Raw genomic sequence first — 14,028 nt, forward strand, 5'->3', positions numbered from 1 at the left:
ACCGCCGATAGCGGGACCTTTAGGTTCCGCGCCCAAGCCAATCAACCCCCTAATTTCAAAGCGAAAGAGGATCGATGAAGGTTCTTGTGCCGGTAAAGCGGGTCGTCGACTACAACGTCAAGGTCCGCGTCAAGAGTGACGGATCGGGCGTGGAGCTCGCCAATGTCAAGATGTCGATGAACCCGTTCGACGAGATCGCGGTCGAGGAAGCGTTGCGGCTGAAGGAAGCCGGCAAGGCGACCGAGGTCGTGGTGGTGTCGATCGGCCCGGCGCAAGCTTCCGAGACCATCCGCACGGGACTGGCGATGGGCGCCGACCGCGGTATCCTGGTCAAGGCCGAGGGCACGGTGGAGCCGCTCGCAGTCGCCAAGCTCCTGAAGTCGGTGGTCGAGGCGGAGAAGCCCGGCCTCGTCATCCTCGGCAAGCAGGCGATCGACGACGATAGCAACCAGACCGGCCAGATGCTGGCCGCGCTACTCGGCTGGTCGCAGGCGACGTTCGCCTCCAAGCTCGAGGTCGAAGGTTCTGACTTCAAGGTGACGCGCGAAGTCGACGGCGGCCTGCAGACCGTGAAGCTGAAGGGCCCGGCGATCGTCACCACCGACCTCCGCCTCAACGAGCCGCGCTACGCCTCGCTGCCCAACATCATGAAGGCGAAGAAGAAGCCGATCGACGACAAGAACGCCGCCGATTACGGCGTCGATCTCACGCCGCATCTCGAAATCCTCAAGACTTCGGAACCGGCAGGCCGCAAGGCGGGCGTCAAGGTCAAGGACGTCGCCGAACTGGTGTCGAAGCTCAAGACCGAAGCCGGGGTTCTCTAAATGACGACATTGCTGATTGCCGAACACGAACACGAGAAGCTGAAGGACGTCACCAACAAGGCGCTGACCGCCGCCAGCCAGTTGGGCGGCGACGTGCATGTGCTGGTCGCCGGCGGCGGGGCGGGCACCAAGGCCGCGGCCGAAACGGCGGCGAAGCTCGCCGGCGTCAACAAGGTGCTGGTCGCTGAAGGCGAGGCCTATGCCCACGATCTCGCCGAGCCGCTTGCCGCGCTGATCGTCTCGCTAGCGCCGTCTTATGATGCGATCGTCGCGCCCGCGACCTCGCGCTTCAAGAACGTGATGCCGCGCGTCGCGGCCCTGCTCGACGTCATGCAGGTTTCCGAGATCATCAAGGTGGTCGCGCCTGATACCTTCGAGCGTCCGATCTATGCCGGTAACGCGATCCAGACGGTGAAGTCCAAGGACGCCAAAAAGGTGATCACGGTCCGCACCTCGACCTTCGCGGCGGCGGGCGAGGGCGGCAGCGCGCCGGTCGAGACGGTGGCGGCTGCGGCCGATCCCGGTCTCTCCAGCTTCCTCGGCGAGGAGGTCGCCAAGAGCGACCGTCCGGAGCTCACCTCGGCCAAGATCATCGTCTCCGGCGGCCGCGCCATGCAGAGCCGGGAGAATTTCGCCAAGTACATCGAACCGCTGGCCGACAAGCTTGGTGCCGGCGTTGGCGCCTCGCGCGCCGCGGTCGATGCCGGCTATGCCCCGAACGACTGGCAGGTTGGCCAGACCGGCAAGGTGGTGGCGCCGGAACTTTATGTCGCGGTCGGCATCTCCGGCGCGATCCAGCATCTGGCCGGCATGAAGGACTCCAAGGTGATCGTCGCGATCAACAAGGACGAGGACGCGCCGATCTTCCAGGTCGCCGATTACGGCCTCGTCGCCGACCTCTACCAGGCGGTTCCGGAGCTCACCGAAGCGCTCGGCAAGCTCGGAAAATAAGCAAAGAGAACACCGGCCGGATGGTTCAGCCCCGGCCGGTGTTCTGTTTTTGAATGGCGTTTTCCGGCGAAGCAGGTACCCTCTCGCCGAAGCATGATCTCTACCCGGAGCGCCGCGTTGGCGCTAAGTGGGCGCCGGTTTAGGAAAAGATCATGCACAAACGTAAGACTTGTCGGATATTGGGGACATTGTAGGGACTTGGGCTAGGCGCGATGGACGCGCTGTCCCGGTGGATGACAACATGACGGTCGCAATCAAGAAGGTCGGCGTGATCGGCTCGGGCCAGATGGGTAACGGCATTGCCCATGTGGCGGCGCTTGCGGGTTTCGACGTGCTGCTCAACGACATTTCCGCCGATCGCGTGAAATCGGCGCTCGCAACCATCAACGGCAATCTGTCGCGCCAGGTGGCCAAGAAGTCCATCACCGAGGAGCAGCGCAAGCAGGCGCTGTCCCGGATCGTCGCGACCGAAAGCCTCGACGAACTGGCGGATTGCGATCTTGTGATCGAGACCGCGGTCGAGAAGGAAGAGACCAAGCGCAAGATCTTCCACGATCTCTGTGCGATCCTGAAGCCGGAGGCGATCGTCGCCTCCAACTCCTCCTCGCTCTCGATCACGCGGCTCGCTGCCTCCACCGATCGCCCCGAGCGCTTCATCGGCATTCATTTCATGAATCCGGTGCCGCTGATGGAGTTGGTCGAGCTGATCCGCGGCATCGCCACTGATGATGCGACCTTCGACGCTGCCAAGACGTTCGTCGGCAAGCTCGGCAAGCAGGTCGCGGTATCGGAGGATTTCCCGGCCTTCATCGTCAACCGCATCCTGCTGCCGATGATCAACGAGGCGATCTACACGCTCTATGAGGGCGTCGGGAATGTCGAGGCGATCGACGCGGCCATGAAGTTAGGGGCCCACCATCCGATGGGCCCGCTGGAACTCGCCGATTTCATCGGGCTGGACACCTGTCTGTCGATCATGCAGGTGCTGCATGAGGGGCTCGCGGATTCAAAATACCGGCCGTGCCCGCTCTTGGTGAAATACGTCGAGGCCGGCTGGCTCGGCCGCAAGACCCAGCGCGGTTTCTACGACTACCGCGGCGAAAAACCAGTCCCGACGCGCTAGCGGCCCCACCCTACACATCCGAGGATCGCGGAAGCGCTTAGTCGGCCAGGCGGCATCCGGCGCGCTTGAGCATGTCGCGCACGATGAGGGGCGTGGCTGCAGTCTCGGTTGATGGCGCCGTGTTGGGCGCGCCCTCGATCGCATCACGCGCATTTTTCGCATCAAGTGTGAGCCGCCGCGCGCAGGGCGGCAGCGGCAAACCTTGATCGCGCGCGGCATCAAGGAGCCATCCGGCGGTTTCGCCGGCAGCGGCAAGATAGGCCGTCAGCACCTGGCGCGCGGTGGGATTTGTCGAGGCCTGGTCCAGCATCGCTTTCACCTGTGCGACGGAGATCTGCGCGCGGGACGTGGACGGCTGGGCATGGGCAGCCGCGATCAAAACGAAAACGCTCGCGATACCGGCAGTGAGACGATTGAGCATGATTTTACTCCGAGCTCGGATGTTGACTTGCAGATAATTATTATCGTAAAACGATAATATCACGTCAACGACCCCGTCGGAGGTTCAGCATGATCACATCCTTGTCGCCGGAGCTTTCCCAGCCGGGGCCGCGGCCAAAGCGGCTCGAGCGCATCCGCGTCGTCAGCCGCATCCTGGCCCGTTCGTGCATGGGTGTTTCAATCGTCCTGGCCGTGGCACTGGCGGCGTACTGGATGGTCAGCACCGATGAGGCCATCCTGCGCGACGCGCGGCTGGGCGGCATCGCGATCCGCCCGATCGGCTGGCCTGTCCGCCTGGCAGGCCTGGCGATTTCAGCCGTGCCGCTGGCGTGCCTGATCTGGGGATTGTTGCAGGCTCGCCGGTGTTTCGAGTTGTTCGCGGCGAATCGCTTCTTCACGCCCGAGAACAGCAGCCGATTGCGTGGTCTCGCGACCGCGATGCTTGCTTCGGCGGTGCTGAAACCGGTCGTCGGGGCCGCGCTCTCGGTGGTGCTGAGCTGGCAGACCTACGCGCAGGGCAAAGACCTTGTCATCAATCTCAGTTCCGATTCGCTGTTGGCGTTGCTGTTTGCCGGCCTGGTTTCCGTGACGGCCTGGGTGCTGGCGGAAGCCAATTCGATCGCCGAAGAAAACGCTCAATTCGTCTGAGGCAAACATGCCGATCCGAGTCCGGCTGAACGTGATGCTGGCCGAGCGCAACGTCAAATCGAAGGAGCTTGCCGAATATGTCGGCATCACCGAAGCCAACCTTTCCCTGCTCAAGCAAGGAAAGGTGAAGGGTGTCAGGTTCGATACGCTGGAGCGGATATGCGCCTATCTCAAGTGTCAGCCGGGCGATTTGCTGCGCTATGAAAACGACGAGCCCGCGTAAGGCGGTCTGCAACACCAAGCTTTAACGTTCTCGCGCTATCGCCGTGCCGACAGAGGAGTACCGCGTATGGACATGATGAGCATGGTCTCGGGCATTCTGGCCATGCAGGCCGGCGGCCTGCAGTCGCAGATTCAGACCTCGATCATCAAATCCAATGCGGACGCCGAGAAATCCGCGGTCCAGACGCTCTTGGGTGCCCCATCCACGGCCAACCTGGCCCCCGGCGTCGGCGGCAATATCAATCTGGTCGCCTAGAGCCTCGGCTCTGATTCAATCAGAACCGAGGCTTTAGATTCTTCTTTTGACGCGTTTTCTTCACGCGAACCGGTATCCACTTCGCTCGAAAACGCTCTAAATCCCCGCCGCGGCCGGCTGCACGGCGGCCGTGATCAGCTTCACCGCATCGTCGCTCGCCCATTCGGCGGGCCCCGCGATGGTTGCGATTTCGCAGCCGTTGCCGTCGACCAGCATCGAGGTCGGCATCCCAAGCGCCTTGCCTATGCTCTTAAGGTCTTGGAAAACCTTGGCTTTCGCGTCGCTGAAATAGCCGAGCCGGGTCAGATTGGCGTCTTTCAGGAAGTTCTTCGGCTTGTCGAAGTCACGGGTGTCGATGTTGATCGCCACCACCTCGAAATCCTTGCTGCCGAGCTTGGCCTGCAGCGCGTCCAGCGCCGGCATCTCCTTGCGGCAGGGCACGCACCAGGTGGCCCAGAGGTTCACCAGCACGGTCTTGCCGCGCCAGTCGGACAGCTTCCTCGGCTTGCCCTCGGCGTCCTCGAAGGCGAGGTCCGGCACCCGCAGGGGTTTTGTCGCCATCGTCAGCGCGGCGAGTTCGCCCTGCGCCAGCGGGGTGAGCTTCTTCGCCAGATCGACCGCGCTGCTGCAGGCCGGGTCGCCGGCGGGGCCGCGCCGCATCAGCCCGCCAAATCCGGAGACGCCGGCATAGCCGATCAGCGCGCCGACCAGCACTGCGCCGATCACGAGCGGGATCCGGCGCGCGGCGCCACGGGACGGGGGAGTTTCGGGCATATCGTTTGTCATTCCGCGTCAGATATGGCTAAGCAGGGCCAGCGCCGGTGGCCGGTCGGTTTTGACGGACGGTCGGGCGATCAAGGGCGGGCCTGAAGTTTTAAGAAGTCGTGAGCGAGCAATCATGAGCAACAAGATGTGGGGCGGGCGGTTCTCCGAACGTCCCGACGCGATCATGGAGGAAATCAACGTCTCCATCGACGTCGATCGTCACCTTTATGCCCAGGACATTGCCGCGTCCAAGGCCCACGCCGCGATGCTCGCCGCGCAAGGCATTATCACCGCGTCTGATGCGAAAAATATCGGCAAAGGTCTAGACACGATTTTGTCAGAAATCGACAAGGGATCGTTCGATTTCAAGCGCGCGCTCGAAGATATCCATATGAACGTCGAGAGCCGGCTGTCGGAATTGATCGGCCCCGCCGCCGGCCGGCTGCACACCGCGCGTTCCCGCAACGATCAGGTCGCGACCGACTTCCGCCTCTATGTCCGCGACACCATCGACGAAGTGGATGCGGCGCTGGCCGCGTTCCAGAAGGCGCTGGTCGACCGCGCGCTGGAACATGCGGCAACCGTGATGCCCGGCTTCACCCATTTGCAGACCGCCCAGCCCGTGACCTTCGGGCATCACCTGCTGGCCTATGTCGAGATGGCGGCGCGCGACCGCGGCCGCTTCGCTGACGCCCGCAAGCGGCTGAACGAATCGCCGCTCGGCGCCGCCGCACTCGCCGGCACCTCATTCCCGATCGACCGGGCCGCGACGGCAAAAACGCTCGGCTTCGACCGCCCGATGGCCAATTCGCTCGATGCCGTCTCCGACCGCGATTTTGTCCTCGAAACCCTGTCGGCCGCGGCGATCACGGCCGTGCACCTGTCGCGCTTCGCCGAGGAGATCGTGGTCTGGACCTCGCCCTTGGTCGGCCTGGTCCGCCTCAGCGACAAGTTCACCACCGGCTCCTCGATCATGCCGCAGAAGCGCAATCCGGATGCGGCGGAACTGGTGCGCGCCAAGACCGGCCGGGTGATCGGTGCGCTCACCGCGCTCCTGATCGTGATGAAGGGCCTGCCGCTCGCCTATCAGAAGGACATGCAGGAGGACAAGCAGGGCGCGATGGAAGCCTTTGCCGCGCTCTCGCTCGCGATCCGCGCCATGACCGGCATGGTCGAAGACCTCGTGCCCGACGAAGGGCGGATGAAAGCCGCGGCCGGCGAGGGCTATGCCACCGCCACCGACCTCGCCGACTGGCTGGTGCGGACCCTGAAAATGCCGTTCCGCGAGGCCCATCACGTCACCGGCCGCATCGTGGCGCTGGCCTCGGAGCGGGGCGTCAGCCTGCACGAGCTGCCGCTGACCGCGATGCAGGAGGTCGAGCCGAAGATCACCGCCGACGCGCTGAAAGTGCTGTCGGTCGAATCATCGGTGAAAAGCCGCACCAGCTACGGCGGCACCGCGCCCAGGAATGTGCTTTCCCAGGCGAAGGCCTGGGCAAAGCGGCTGGAAAAACAGCGAAAATTGGGCTGAACGACAAATTTCGCTGCAATCTCATGGTTATCCGGGGGCTCGCCAGAGCAAATCAATGTTTGTATGGTGCGGCCCGCATTGGGGATTTCGTCGTGACCAGTAACCACCGCCTGACCCGGTCGGGATGGGCTCTCATCCTTGTCGGCGTTGCCGCGCTGACGCTTGGCGGCTGCGGACGCAAGGGACCGCTCGACCTGCCGCCGACCGCGAGCTCGGCGCAGACGCCGGCCGCGCCGGACGGCGATACCGAGACCCGGCGGGCAGCCGAGCCCAGCCTGTTCAATCCGAACTACGGAACGGATGCGCCGCCGGCCGCGGCCAAGGGTCGCCAGCGATCCTTCGTCCTCGATCCGCTTCTCGACTGAGCGCGCCATGAATCATTTCGACTATCGCGACGGCGTGCTGCACGCCGAAGCGGTTGACCTGTCCAAGCTTGCCGAGATCGTGGGCACGCCCTTCTATTGCTATTCGACTGCGACCTTGGAGCGCCATTACCGTGTGTTCACCGAAGCCTTCGCCGGCGAGAAGGTGCTCGTCTGCTACGCCATGAAGGCCAATTCCAACCAATCGGTCCTGCGCACCTTGGCAAAGCTCGGTGCCGGCGCCGACGTGGTCTCGGGTGGCGAATTGAAGCGGGCGCTCGCCGCCGGCATCCCGCCGTCGAAGATCGTCTTCTCCGGCGTCGGCAAGACCGAGGCCGAGCTGCGCGCCGCGCTTTCCGCCGACATCCTCTGCATCAACATCGAATCCGAGCCCGAGCTCGAGCTGTTGTCGCGCCTTGCGGCCGAGATGGGTAAGACCGCGCGCATTTCGGTGCGCGTCAATCCCGACGTCGATGCCGGCACGCATGCCAAGATCTCGACCGGCAAGTCCGAGAACAAGTTCGGCATCCCGATCTCCCGTGCGAGAGACGTCTATGCCCGCGCCGCGAAGCTGCCGGGCATCGAGGTGCGAGGGGCCGACATGCATATCGGCAGCCAGATCACCGATCTCAGCAAGATGGAGACCGCGTTCCGGATCCTTGCCGAATTCGTCCAGACCTTGCGCGCCGACGGCCACAACATCTCGCATATCGATTTCGGCGGCGGCCTCGGCATTCCCTATTACATGGACCGCGAGGCGCCGCCGGCGCCGGACGCCTATGCCGCGATGGTCAAGCGCGTGACGCATAACCTCGGCTGCACGCTGATGTTCGAGCCGGGGCGGATGATCGTCGGCAATGCCGGCATCCTGGTCACCCGCGTGATCTATGTGAAGCATGGCGATGCCAAGAACTTCGTCATCATCGATGCCGCGATGAACGACCTGATCCGGCCGACGCTGTACGAAGCGCATCACGACATCCTGCCGGTGCGGCAGGCCAAGAAAGACGCGCCCATGATGGTTGCCGACGTGGTCGGCCCGGTCTGCGAAAGCGGCGACTATCTCGCGCTCGACCGTTCGCTGCCCGAGCCCAAGCCCGGCGATCTCCTGGCCATCATGACCGCCGGCGCCTATGGCGCGGTGCAGTCCGGCAGCTACAACACCAGGCCCCTGGTGCCGGAAGTGCTGGTCAAGGACGATCAGTATGCCGTCGTGCGCCCGCGCGTCGAGGTCGAGGCGCTGATCGCGATGGACAAGCCCGCGCCGTGGCTGTGAGCGGCGATCGGGAATTAATTCATTTAAACGCCGGCGCGATTTAACAGCCTGTATAATTCAATTTAACGATCGGAAAATCCGCGCGACAGCGGAAATTTTCAATAACCAGGCCTCCCGGACGAATTCCCGGTGGAGTGCGGAAGCTTGGGGAGCCGTTTTGAGCTCTGACGGACACGCCTGCGCAGCTTTGCCTTAACAGTACGGTGATCACACCATCTCACAGCCGCGGAGCAGCGTCCGCTGGCTCTCGGTGTGACTGATAAGTCTCGGAGAGGGCGCAGTATTTTCACTTTTTGCCCCGTATGCCTGCGTCATTTTCGCATGCCTGCCATTTAAATATTAAATCTCCGTTGACAGGTATTTAAATTCGAGTGAGATTAATATTATCAAATACGGCTGTGTGGGGAGTAACAATGTCATTGCCAGGCTGGGTTCTCGCGATTTTCCTCTTGATGGCGGCGGCGGTGCCCGCCGGTGTGTATTTCACGGCCACGCTGTTCTTCCCTCCCGACCAGGTCTACACCTATGTCGGCCAGGGAACGTATCGTGGCGCGCCCGGCCCGCTCGCGGGCGCAGGACTTCCCTTTCTCGTCGCTGCAGGCGTCTACTGGTACGTCAGGCGCCGTCGCAACTCGAAATAGCGCTTGCGCTGTTAGGCGCCACAAAAGCGACCGACACAAAACATCTTCGTGGAAATCGCAAAGACTGCCGCGAGGCGGTCTTTCTTTTTGACTAAAGTGGTCTTTATTTTTCGATCTGAGCGTCACCTTGCTCGGTGTCGTCCCCGCGAAGGCGGGAGTCCCATAACCACAGGATGGTGTTTTAGTGCGAGCAAGCGGTTGCAGATTCATACGTCACTAAACCCTGTGGTTATGGGTCCGGGTCCCGGCTTCGCCAAGAGGCTTCGCCGCGGCGCGCAAGCCCGGGACGACAGCTACCCCGGGATGACATCTTGCTTCGATGGCTCACTATCTTGCTTCGACGGCTCACTTCGCCGCGTGACTGCCCTTTGCGCCACCGACCACGACGGCCGCCGCTTTCTCGATCGGCTTGATCGCGGAGGTGAAGTCGGACTCCGGGCCCGTCTCGCGGATCACGGTTTCCCAGAGGCGGCCGACGGCTTCGGCGACTTCCATCGACAGGCCGAGCGACTTCATCTCTTCCACGCACAGCCGCACGTCCTTCACCATCAAGCCGGTGGCGAAGCCGAAATCGAACGTGCGCGGCAGCACCGAGCGCGGAAACTTGTCGCGGCTCGCCGTATTCATGCCCGAGCCCGCATTGATGACATCGATCATCACGGCCGGATCGAGCCCGGACTTCACGCCCATCACCACCGCTTCCGAGGTCGCAACCATTGCAGTCGCCGACAGGAAATTATTGGCGAGCTTCATCGTCTGCCCCGAGCCCGGCTTCTCGCCGATGAAGAACACTTTGCCGATGACGTCGAGCGCCGGTTTCAGCGCCTCGTAGTCCGCACGCGGACCGGAGACCATCACCGCCAGCGTTCCTTTTTCGGCACCGCCGACGCCGCCGCTGACGGGGCTGTCGATCTGCACGATGTTGCGCTTCGCCAGCAGGCCGTGGATGCGTACCGCCATTTGCGAGCCGACGGTTGAGAGATCGACGAAGCGCTTGACGCGCTTGCCCTCGATCACGCCGCCGGCGCTGGTTGCGACCTCGAGCGAGGCCTGCAGCGAAGGCAGGCTCGCCATCACGGTCTCGACCCGGTCGGCGATCTCCTTGGGCGAGGACGCGGCTAGCGCGCCGCGCGCGGTCAGTCGCTCGACGGCCTCCTTGCGCGTATCGAACACGGTAAGTTGATGCCCGGCCTCGACCAGCCGGCGCGCCATCGGGAAACCCATGTTCCCGAGGCCGATGAATCCAATTTCCATGGTGTTTCCTTTATCGTTGTTTGCGAGGGCCGTTGCGGCGAAACAGCGCGCCACACACTCACTGTCGTCCCCGCGAAGGCGGACCCATAACCCCAGGGAGAGGTTGTGGCGCGGGGCCGTGGCCCCAGTTTTCGCAACCACATCCGCCTGTGGTTATGGGCCCCGGCTCGCGCTTCGCTTGGCCGGGACGACGGCGCTACGCCTTATCGATCTCGGCGAACACTTCGCGCGCGATACGGAAACTGTCGACGGCGGCGGGCATGCCGCCATAGATCGCGACCTGCATCAGGATCTCGCGGATTTCGTCGCGGGTGACGCCGTTGGTCAGCGCGCCCTTTAGATGCGCGCGCAATTCGTGCGGCCGGTTCAGGATCGAGATCATCGCGATGTTGAGCATGCTGCGGGTCTTGCGCGGCAATTCCTCGCGGCCCCATACCGAGCCCCAGCAATATTCGTTAAGCAGGTCCTGGAATGGCTTGTTGAAGCTGTCGACGTTCTTCAGCGCGTTGGAGACATAGGCCTCGCCGAGCACGGCCTTGCGGATTTCCAGGCCTTTGTCGTGCGTCTTCTGGTCCATGACGTTTCCTCATGCAGTTCAGAGAGCATGATCCGGAAAAGCGGAATCCGGTTTTCGATGCTCGGACAAAAAGGTGAAATCACGGTCCGATTTCGGATCATGATCTGGGGTTGTGGTGGCAGGACGTTACGGGGTCGCTCACGCGCAGTCACGCCTTCGTGTTATGCGTAATTCCACGTGTGGGTTGCCGGAACGGAACGGGTGCCTCATTGCCGCCCTTGTGGTAAGGTGACCTGTCGGGCAACCCGGAGATTTTCTTGAGCGGCGACCCCACTGAACCCGCGCGCGAGCATAACGCCGTCGCGCGGCTAAAATTGACCGAAGCCCTGCAGCGGGCACAATACGCGATCGCGTGGGAGCGCGGGTGGCCGCATCTGGCCCGGTTTCTGACCGTCATCGGATTGTTCCTGGTGGTTTCCTGGGCCGGACTCTGGCTGGCGCTGCCGCTTGCGGTACGCCTGGCCGGCGTAGGCCTGTTCGCGCTGCTGGCGCTGGCCGCGCTGCTTCCGCTGGTTCGCTTCCGCTGGCCGACACGCGAGGAGGGCTTGAGCCGGCTCGATCGCGGCACCGGCATCCGCCATCGTCCGGCGACCGCGCTGACCGACACGCTCTCGAGCCAGGACCCGGTCTCGCAGGCGCTGTGGCAGGCACAGCGCGAGCGCACGCTGGCCTCGCTCAAGCGCATCCGTGCCGGCCTGCCATCGCCGCGGCTTCCGATCCACGATCCCTGGGCACTGCGGGCGCTGGTGATCGTGATGCTGGTCGCCGCCTATATCGCCGCGGGCGATGAACGTTCTCTCCGTTTCGCCTCCGCCTTCGATTGGAATGGCGTGCTGGCGCCGACCAATATCCGGGTCGATGCCTGGGTGACGCCGCCGAACTATACCGGCAAGCCGCCGATCATCCTGTCATCGGCGAACCGGGAAGCGGCTGCCGCCGAGAGCGGGCCATTGGCGGTTCCCGCCGGCAGCACGCTTTTGGTGCGTTCCAGCGGCGGCAATATCGATGTCGTGGTCGGTGGCGGCGTGGCCGAGGTCGCTCCGAGCGGGGAGGCGCCGAAGGGCACCAACGAGCGGCATTTCAAGATTGCAGGCGACGGCACCGCGCATGTCCGCGCGCCGGCCGGCCAGCCGCTGTGGCGTTTTACCGCAACGCCTGACCGTCCGCCGTCGATCGCCCTGGCCAAGGATCCGGAGCGCCAGGCGCGCGGCTCGCTGCAATTGTCCTACAGGCTCGAGGACGATTACGGCGTCACCGAAGCGCGCGCGCAATTCGTCGCGCGTCCGGGCGATGCACCGAAGGACCCGAGCCAAGCGGGAACCCAGGCCGGGACCAGGACGGCAGAGGTGCGGCCGCTGTTCGAGCCGCCGCAATTCCCGCTCGTGCTGCCGAACGCGCGCACCCGCAATGGCGTCGGCCAGACCGTCAAGGATCTGAGCGAAGACCCCTATGCCGGCGCGGATGTGACGCTGACGCTGACGGCAAAGGACGAGGCCGGCAATGAGGCCAAGAGCGAACCGTTCAACATGCGCCTGCCGGAGCGGTTGTTCACGAAACCGCTGGCGCGGGCGCTGATCGAGCAGCGCCGCATTCTCGCGCTCAACGCCAACAGGAACGCCGATGTCTACGCCGCGCTGGACGCGCTGTTGATCGCGCCGGAAATGTTCACGCCCGAGGCCGGCACCTATCTCGGCCTGCACAGCGTGGCGCGGCAGCTCGAGGCCGCCCATACCGACAACGCGCTGCGCGAGGTCGTCGCCAGCCTGTGGGCGCTTGCCGTCACCATCGAGGACGGCAACATCACCGACGTCGACAAGGCGCTGCGCGCGGCGCAGGACGCGCTGAAGCAGGCGCTGGAGCGTGGCGCGAGCGACGAGGAGATCAAGAAGCTCACCGACAATCTGCGCGCGGCGCTCGACAATTTCATGCGCCAACTCGCCGAGCAGTTCCGCAACAACCCGCAGCAATTGGCGCGTCCGCTCGATCCCAACGCCAAGGTCCTGAGCCAGCAGGACCTGAAGAACATGCTCGACCGCATGGAGCGGCTGTCGCGCTCCGGCGACAAGGAGGCGGCAAGGCAGTTGCTCGATCAGCTCCAGCAGATGCTGGAGAACCTGCAGATGGCGCAGCCCGGCCAGAGCGGCGACAACGACATGGAGCAGGCGCTGAACGAGCTTGGCGACATGATCCGCAAGCAGCAGCAGTTGCGTGACAAGACCTTCAAGCAGGGCCAGGATTCGCGACGCGACCGCATGCGGGGCAAGCAGGGCGATCAGTCCATGGGCGACCTGCAGCAGGATCAGCAGGCGCTACGCGACCGGCTGCAGAAGTTGCAGGAAGAGCTCGCCAAGCGCGGCATGGGTCCCGGCCAGCGCGGCGAGAAGGGGCAGCGCGGCCAACAAGGACAGCAGGGCCAGCAAGGTCAGCAAGGTCAGGGTGGCCAGGAGGGCGATCAGGGCGACGGCGAGGACGGGCTCGATCAGGCCGATTCCGCGATGGGCGATGCCAGCGGCCGGCTTGGCGAAGGCAATGCCGACGGTGCGGTGGACTCGCAGGGCCGCGCGCTGGATGCGCTGCGCAAGGGCGCGCAGAGCCTCGCCGAGGCGATGCAGCAGGGTGAGGGCGAGCAGGCTGGCGACGGCCCCGGCAACCGCGTCGGCAGGCAGCAGAGCGGCGGCAACCAGACCGATCCGCTCGGGCGCCCCCTGCACGGCCGCGAGTTCGGCGACGACTACACCGTCAAGATCCCCGGCGAGATCGACGTGCAGCGCGTCAGGCGAATCCTGGAAGAACTCCGCCGCCGCCTCGCGGACCCGGCGCGACCGCAGCTCGAACTCGACTACATCGAGCGCCTGCTGAAGGATTACTGAGCGCGGAGTCTCGCGCTCCGTTGTCATCGTCCGCCACCGGGTCGGCGCGAAGCGCCGCCCGATGACAGGCTCCGGCGGACGATCCAGTATTCCAGAGGCGCCGGCGAATGAGCCGAGAGGTCTCCGTTTACTGGATACCCCGCCTGCGCGGGGTATGACGGAGAGTGTGGGGTGCGACTCCGTCAAGTCTCGCACAAGTGTCGTCCCGGCGAACGCCGGGACCCATATGTGGACGGCCCCCGTGGCACAAGAGCTTTTGAGGTGATCGGATCGCTTGCATCCATATG

At 64.1% G+C, this 14,028-nt stretch carries 15 protein-coding genes; 11 read left to right on the plus strand and 4 right to left on the minus strand.

Annotated features, from left to right (window positions below; translation table 11 throughout):
- Positions 1-74 precede the first annotated feature (74 nt).
- The 3 genes from OZ411_RS25940 to OZ411_RS25950 all read left to right on the plus strand — a co-directional run bounded on the left by OZ411_RS25940 (position 75) and on the right by OZ411_RS25950 (position 2,898).
- Complete coding sequence (locus tag OZ411_RS25940; protein ID WP_130583380.1) at positions 75-824, plus strand: electron transfer flavoprotein subunit beta/FixA family protein; 750 nt, start codon at positions 75-77, stop codon at positions 822-824.
- On the plus strand, positions 825-1,775 hold the full coding sequence (locus tag OZ411_RS25945; RefSeq protein ID WP_282530237.1) for an FAD-binding protein: 951 nt from the start codon (positions 825-827) through the stop codon (positions 1,773-1,775).
- Positions 1,776-2,016: 241 nt separating this feature from the next.
- Positions 2,017-2,898 (plus strand): 3-hydroxybutyryl-CoA dehydrogenase, encoded by an 882-nt coding sequence (locus OZ411_RS25950; protein WP_130582593.1) that lies wholly within the window; start codon positions 2,017-2,019, stop codon positions 2,896-2,898.
- Positions 2,899-2,935: 37 nt separating this feature from the next.
- Here the strand turns inward: OZ411_RS25950 and OZ411_RS25955 are convergent, their stop codons facing one another.
- The gene (locus tag OZ411_RS25955; protein WP_282530238.1) at positions 2,936-3,319 is read right to left on the minus strand and encodes a chlorophyllide reductase; all 384 of its coding nucleotides are present in this window, start codon (positions 3,317-3,319) and stop codon (positions 2,936-2,938) included.
- 101 nt (positions 3,320-3,420) lie between these two features.
- Here OZ411_RS25955 and OZ411_RS25960 point away from each other — a divergent pair, with 101 nt between their 5' ends.
- The 3 genes from OZ411_RS25960 (at position 3,421) to OZ411_RS25970 (ending at position 4,465) form a co-directional block, all read left to right on the plus strand.
- A complete protein-coding gene (locus tag OZ411_RS25960; protein ID WP_282530239.1) occupies positions 3,421-3,987 on the plus strand; it encodes a DUF2975 domain-containing protein in 567 nt (188 codons plus the stop codon).
- A 7-nt stretch (positions 3,988-3,994) separates the two neighbouring features.
- Positions 3,995-4,210: a helix-turn-helix transcriptional regulator gene (locus tag OZ411_RS25965; RefSeq protein WP_130582596.1), complete on the plus strand. Its 216-nt coding sequence runs from the start codon at positions 3,995-3,997 to the stop codon at positions 4,208-4,210.
- Positions 4,211-4,276: 66 nt separating this feature from the next.
- Positions 4,277-4,465 carry a putative motility protein gene (locus OZ411_RS25970; protein WP_130582597.1) on the plus strand — a complete coding sequence of 63 codons (189 nt, stop codon included), beginning with the start codon at positions 4,277-4,279 and terminating at the stop codon, positions 4,463-4,465.
- Between the two features lie 96 nt (positions 4,466-4,561).
- On the opposite strand, the gene OZ411_RS25975 is transcribed toward OZ411_RS25970, so the two are convergent.
- On the minus strand, positions 4,562-5,239 hold the full coding sequence (locus OZ411_RS25975) for a TlpA disulfide reductase family protein (protein WP_282530240.1): 678 nt from the start codon (positions 5,237-5,239) through the stop codon (positions 4,562-4,564).
- 124 nt (positions 5,240-5,363) lie between these two features.
- On the opposite strand from OZ411_RS25975, the gene argH reads away from it, so the two are divergent.
- The 4 genes from argH to OZ411_RS25995 all read left to right on the plus strand — a co-directional run bounded on the left by argH (position 5,364) and on the right by OZ411_RS25995 (position 9,040).
- Positions 5,364-6,761 (plus strand): argininosuccinate lyase, encoded by a 1,398-nt coding sequence (gene argH / locus OZ411_RS25980; protein WP_282530241.1) that lies wholly within the window; start codon positions 5,364-5,366, stop codon positions 6,759-6,761.
- Between the two features lie 92 nt (positions 6,762-6,853).
- Positions 6,854-7,126 (plus strand): lipoprotein, encoded by a 273-nt coding sequence (locus tag OZ411_RS25985; protein WP_282530242.1) that lies wholly within the window; start codon positions 6,854-6,856, stop codon positions 7,124-7,126.
- Between the two features lie 7 nt (positions 7,127-7,133).
- The gene (gene lysA / locus OZ411_RS25990; RefSeq protein WP_282530243.1) at positions 7,134-8,399 is read left to right on the plus strand and encodes a diaminopimelate decarboxylase; all 1,266 of its coding nucleotides are present in this window, start codon (positions 7,134-7,136) and stop codon (positions 8,397-8,399) included.
- A 413-nt stretch (positions 8,400-8,812) separates the two neighbouring features.
- Complete coding sequence (locus OZ411_RS25995) at positions 8,813-9,040, plus strand: hypothetical protein (RefSeq protein ID WP_130582602.1); 228 nt, start codon at positions 8,813-8,815, stop codon at positions 9,038-9,040.
- A gap of 345 nt (positions 9,041-9,385) precedes the next feature.
- Here OZ411_RS25995 and OZ411_RS26000 read toward each other — a convergent pair whose 3' ends face one another.
- The gene (locus tag OZ411_RS26000; RefSeq protein WP_282530244.1) at positions 9,386-10,294 is read right to left on the minus strand and encodes an NAD(P)-dependent oxidoreductase; all 909 of its coding nucleotides are present in this window, start codon (positions 10,292-10,294) and stop codon (positions 9,386-9,388) included.
- A gap of 196 nt (positions 10,295-10,490) precedes the next feature.
- Positions 10,491-10,871: a carboxymuconolactone decarboxylase family protein gene (locus OZ411_RS26005; RefSeq protein ID WP_282530245.1), complete on the minus strand. Its 381-nt coding sequence runs from the start codon at positions 10,869-10,871 to the stop codon at positions 10,491-10,493.
- 257 nt (positions 10,872-11,128) lie between these two features.
- Here OZ411_RS26005 and OZ411_RS26010 point away from each other — a divergent pair, with 257 nt between their 5' ends.
- A complete protein-coding gene (locus tag OZ411_RS26010) occupies positions 11,129-13,741 on the plus strand; it encodes a TIGR02302 family protein (RefSeq protein ID WP_282530246.1) in 2,613 nt (870 codons plus the stop codon).
- Positions 13,742-14,028 lie beyond the last annotated feature (287 nt).

The organism is Bradyrhizobium sp. Arg237L (assembly GCF_029990105.1).
Lineage (GTDB): Bacteria > Pseudomonadota > Alphaproteobacteria > Rhizobiales > Xanthobacteraceae > Bradyrhizobium.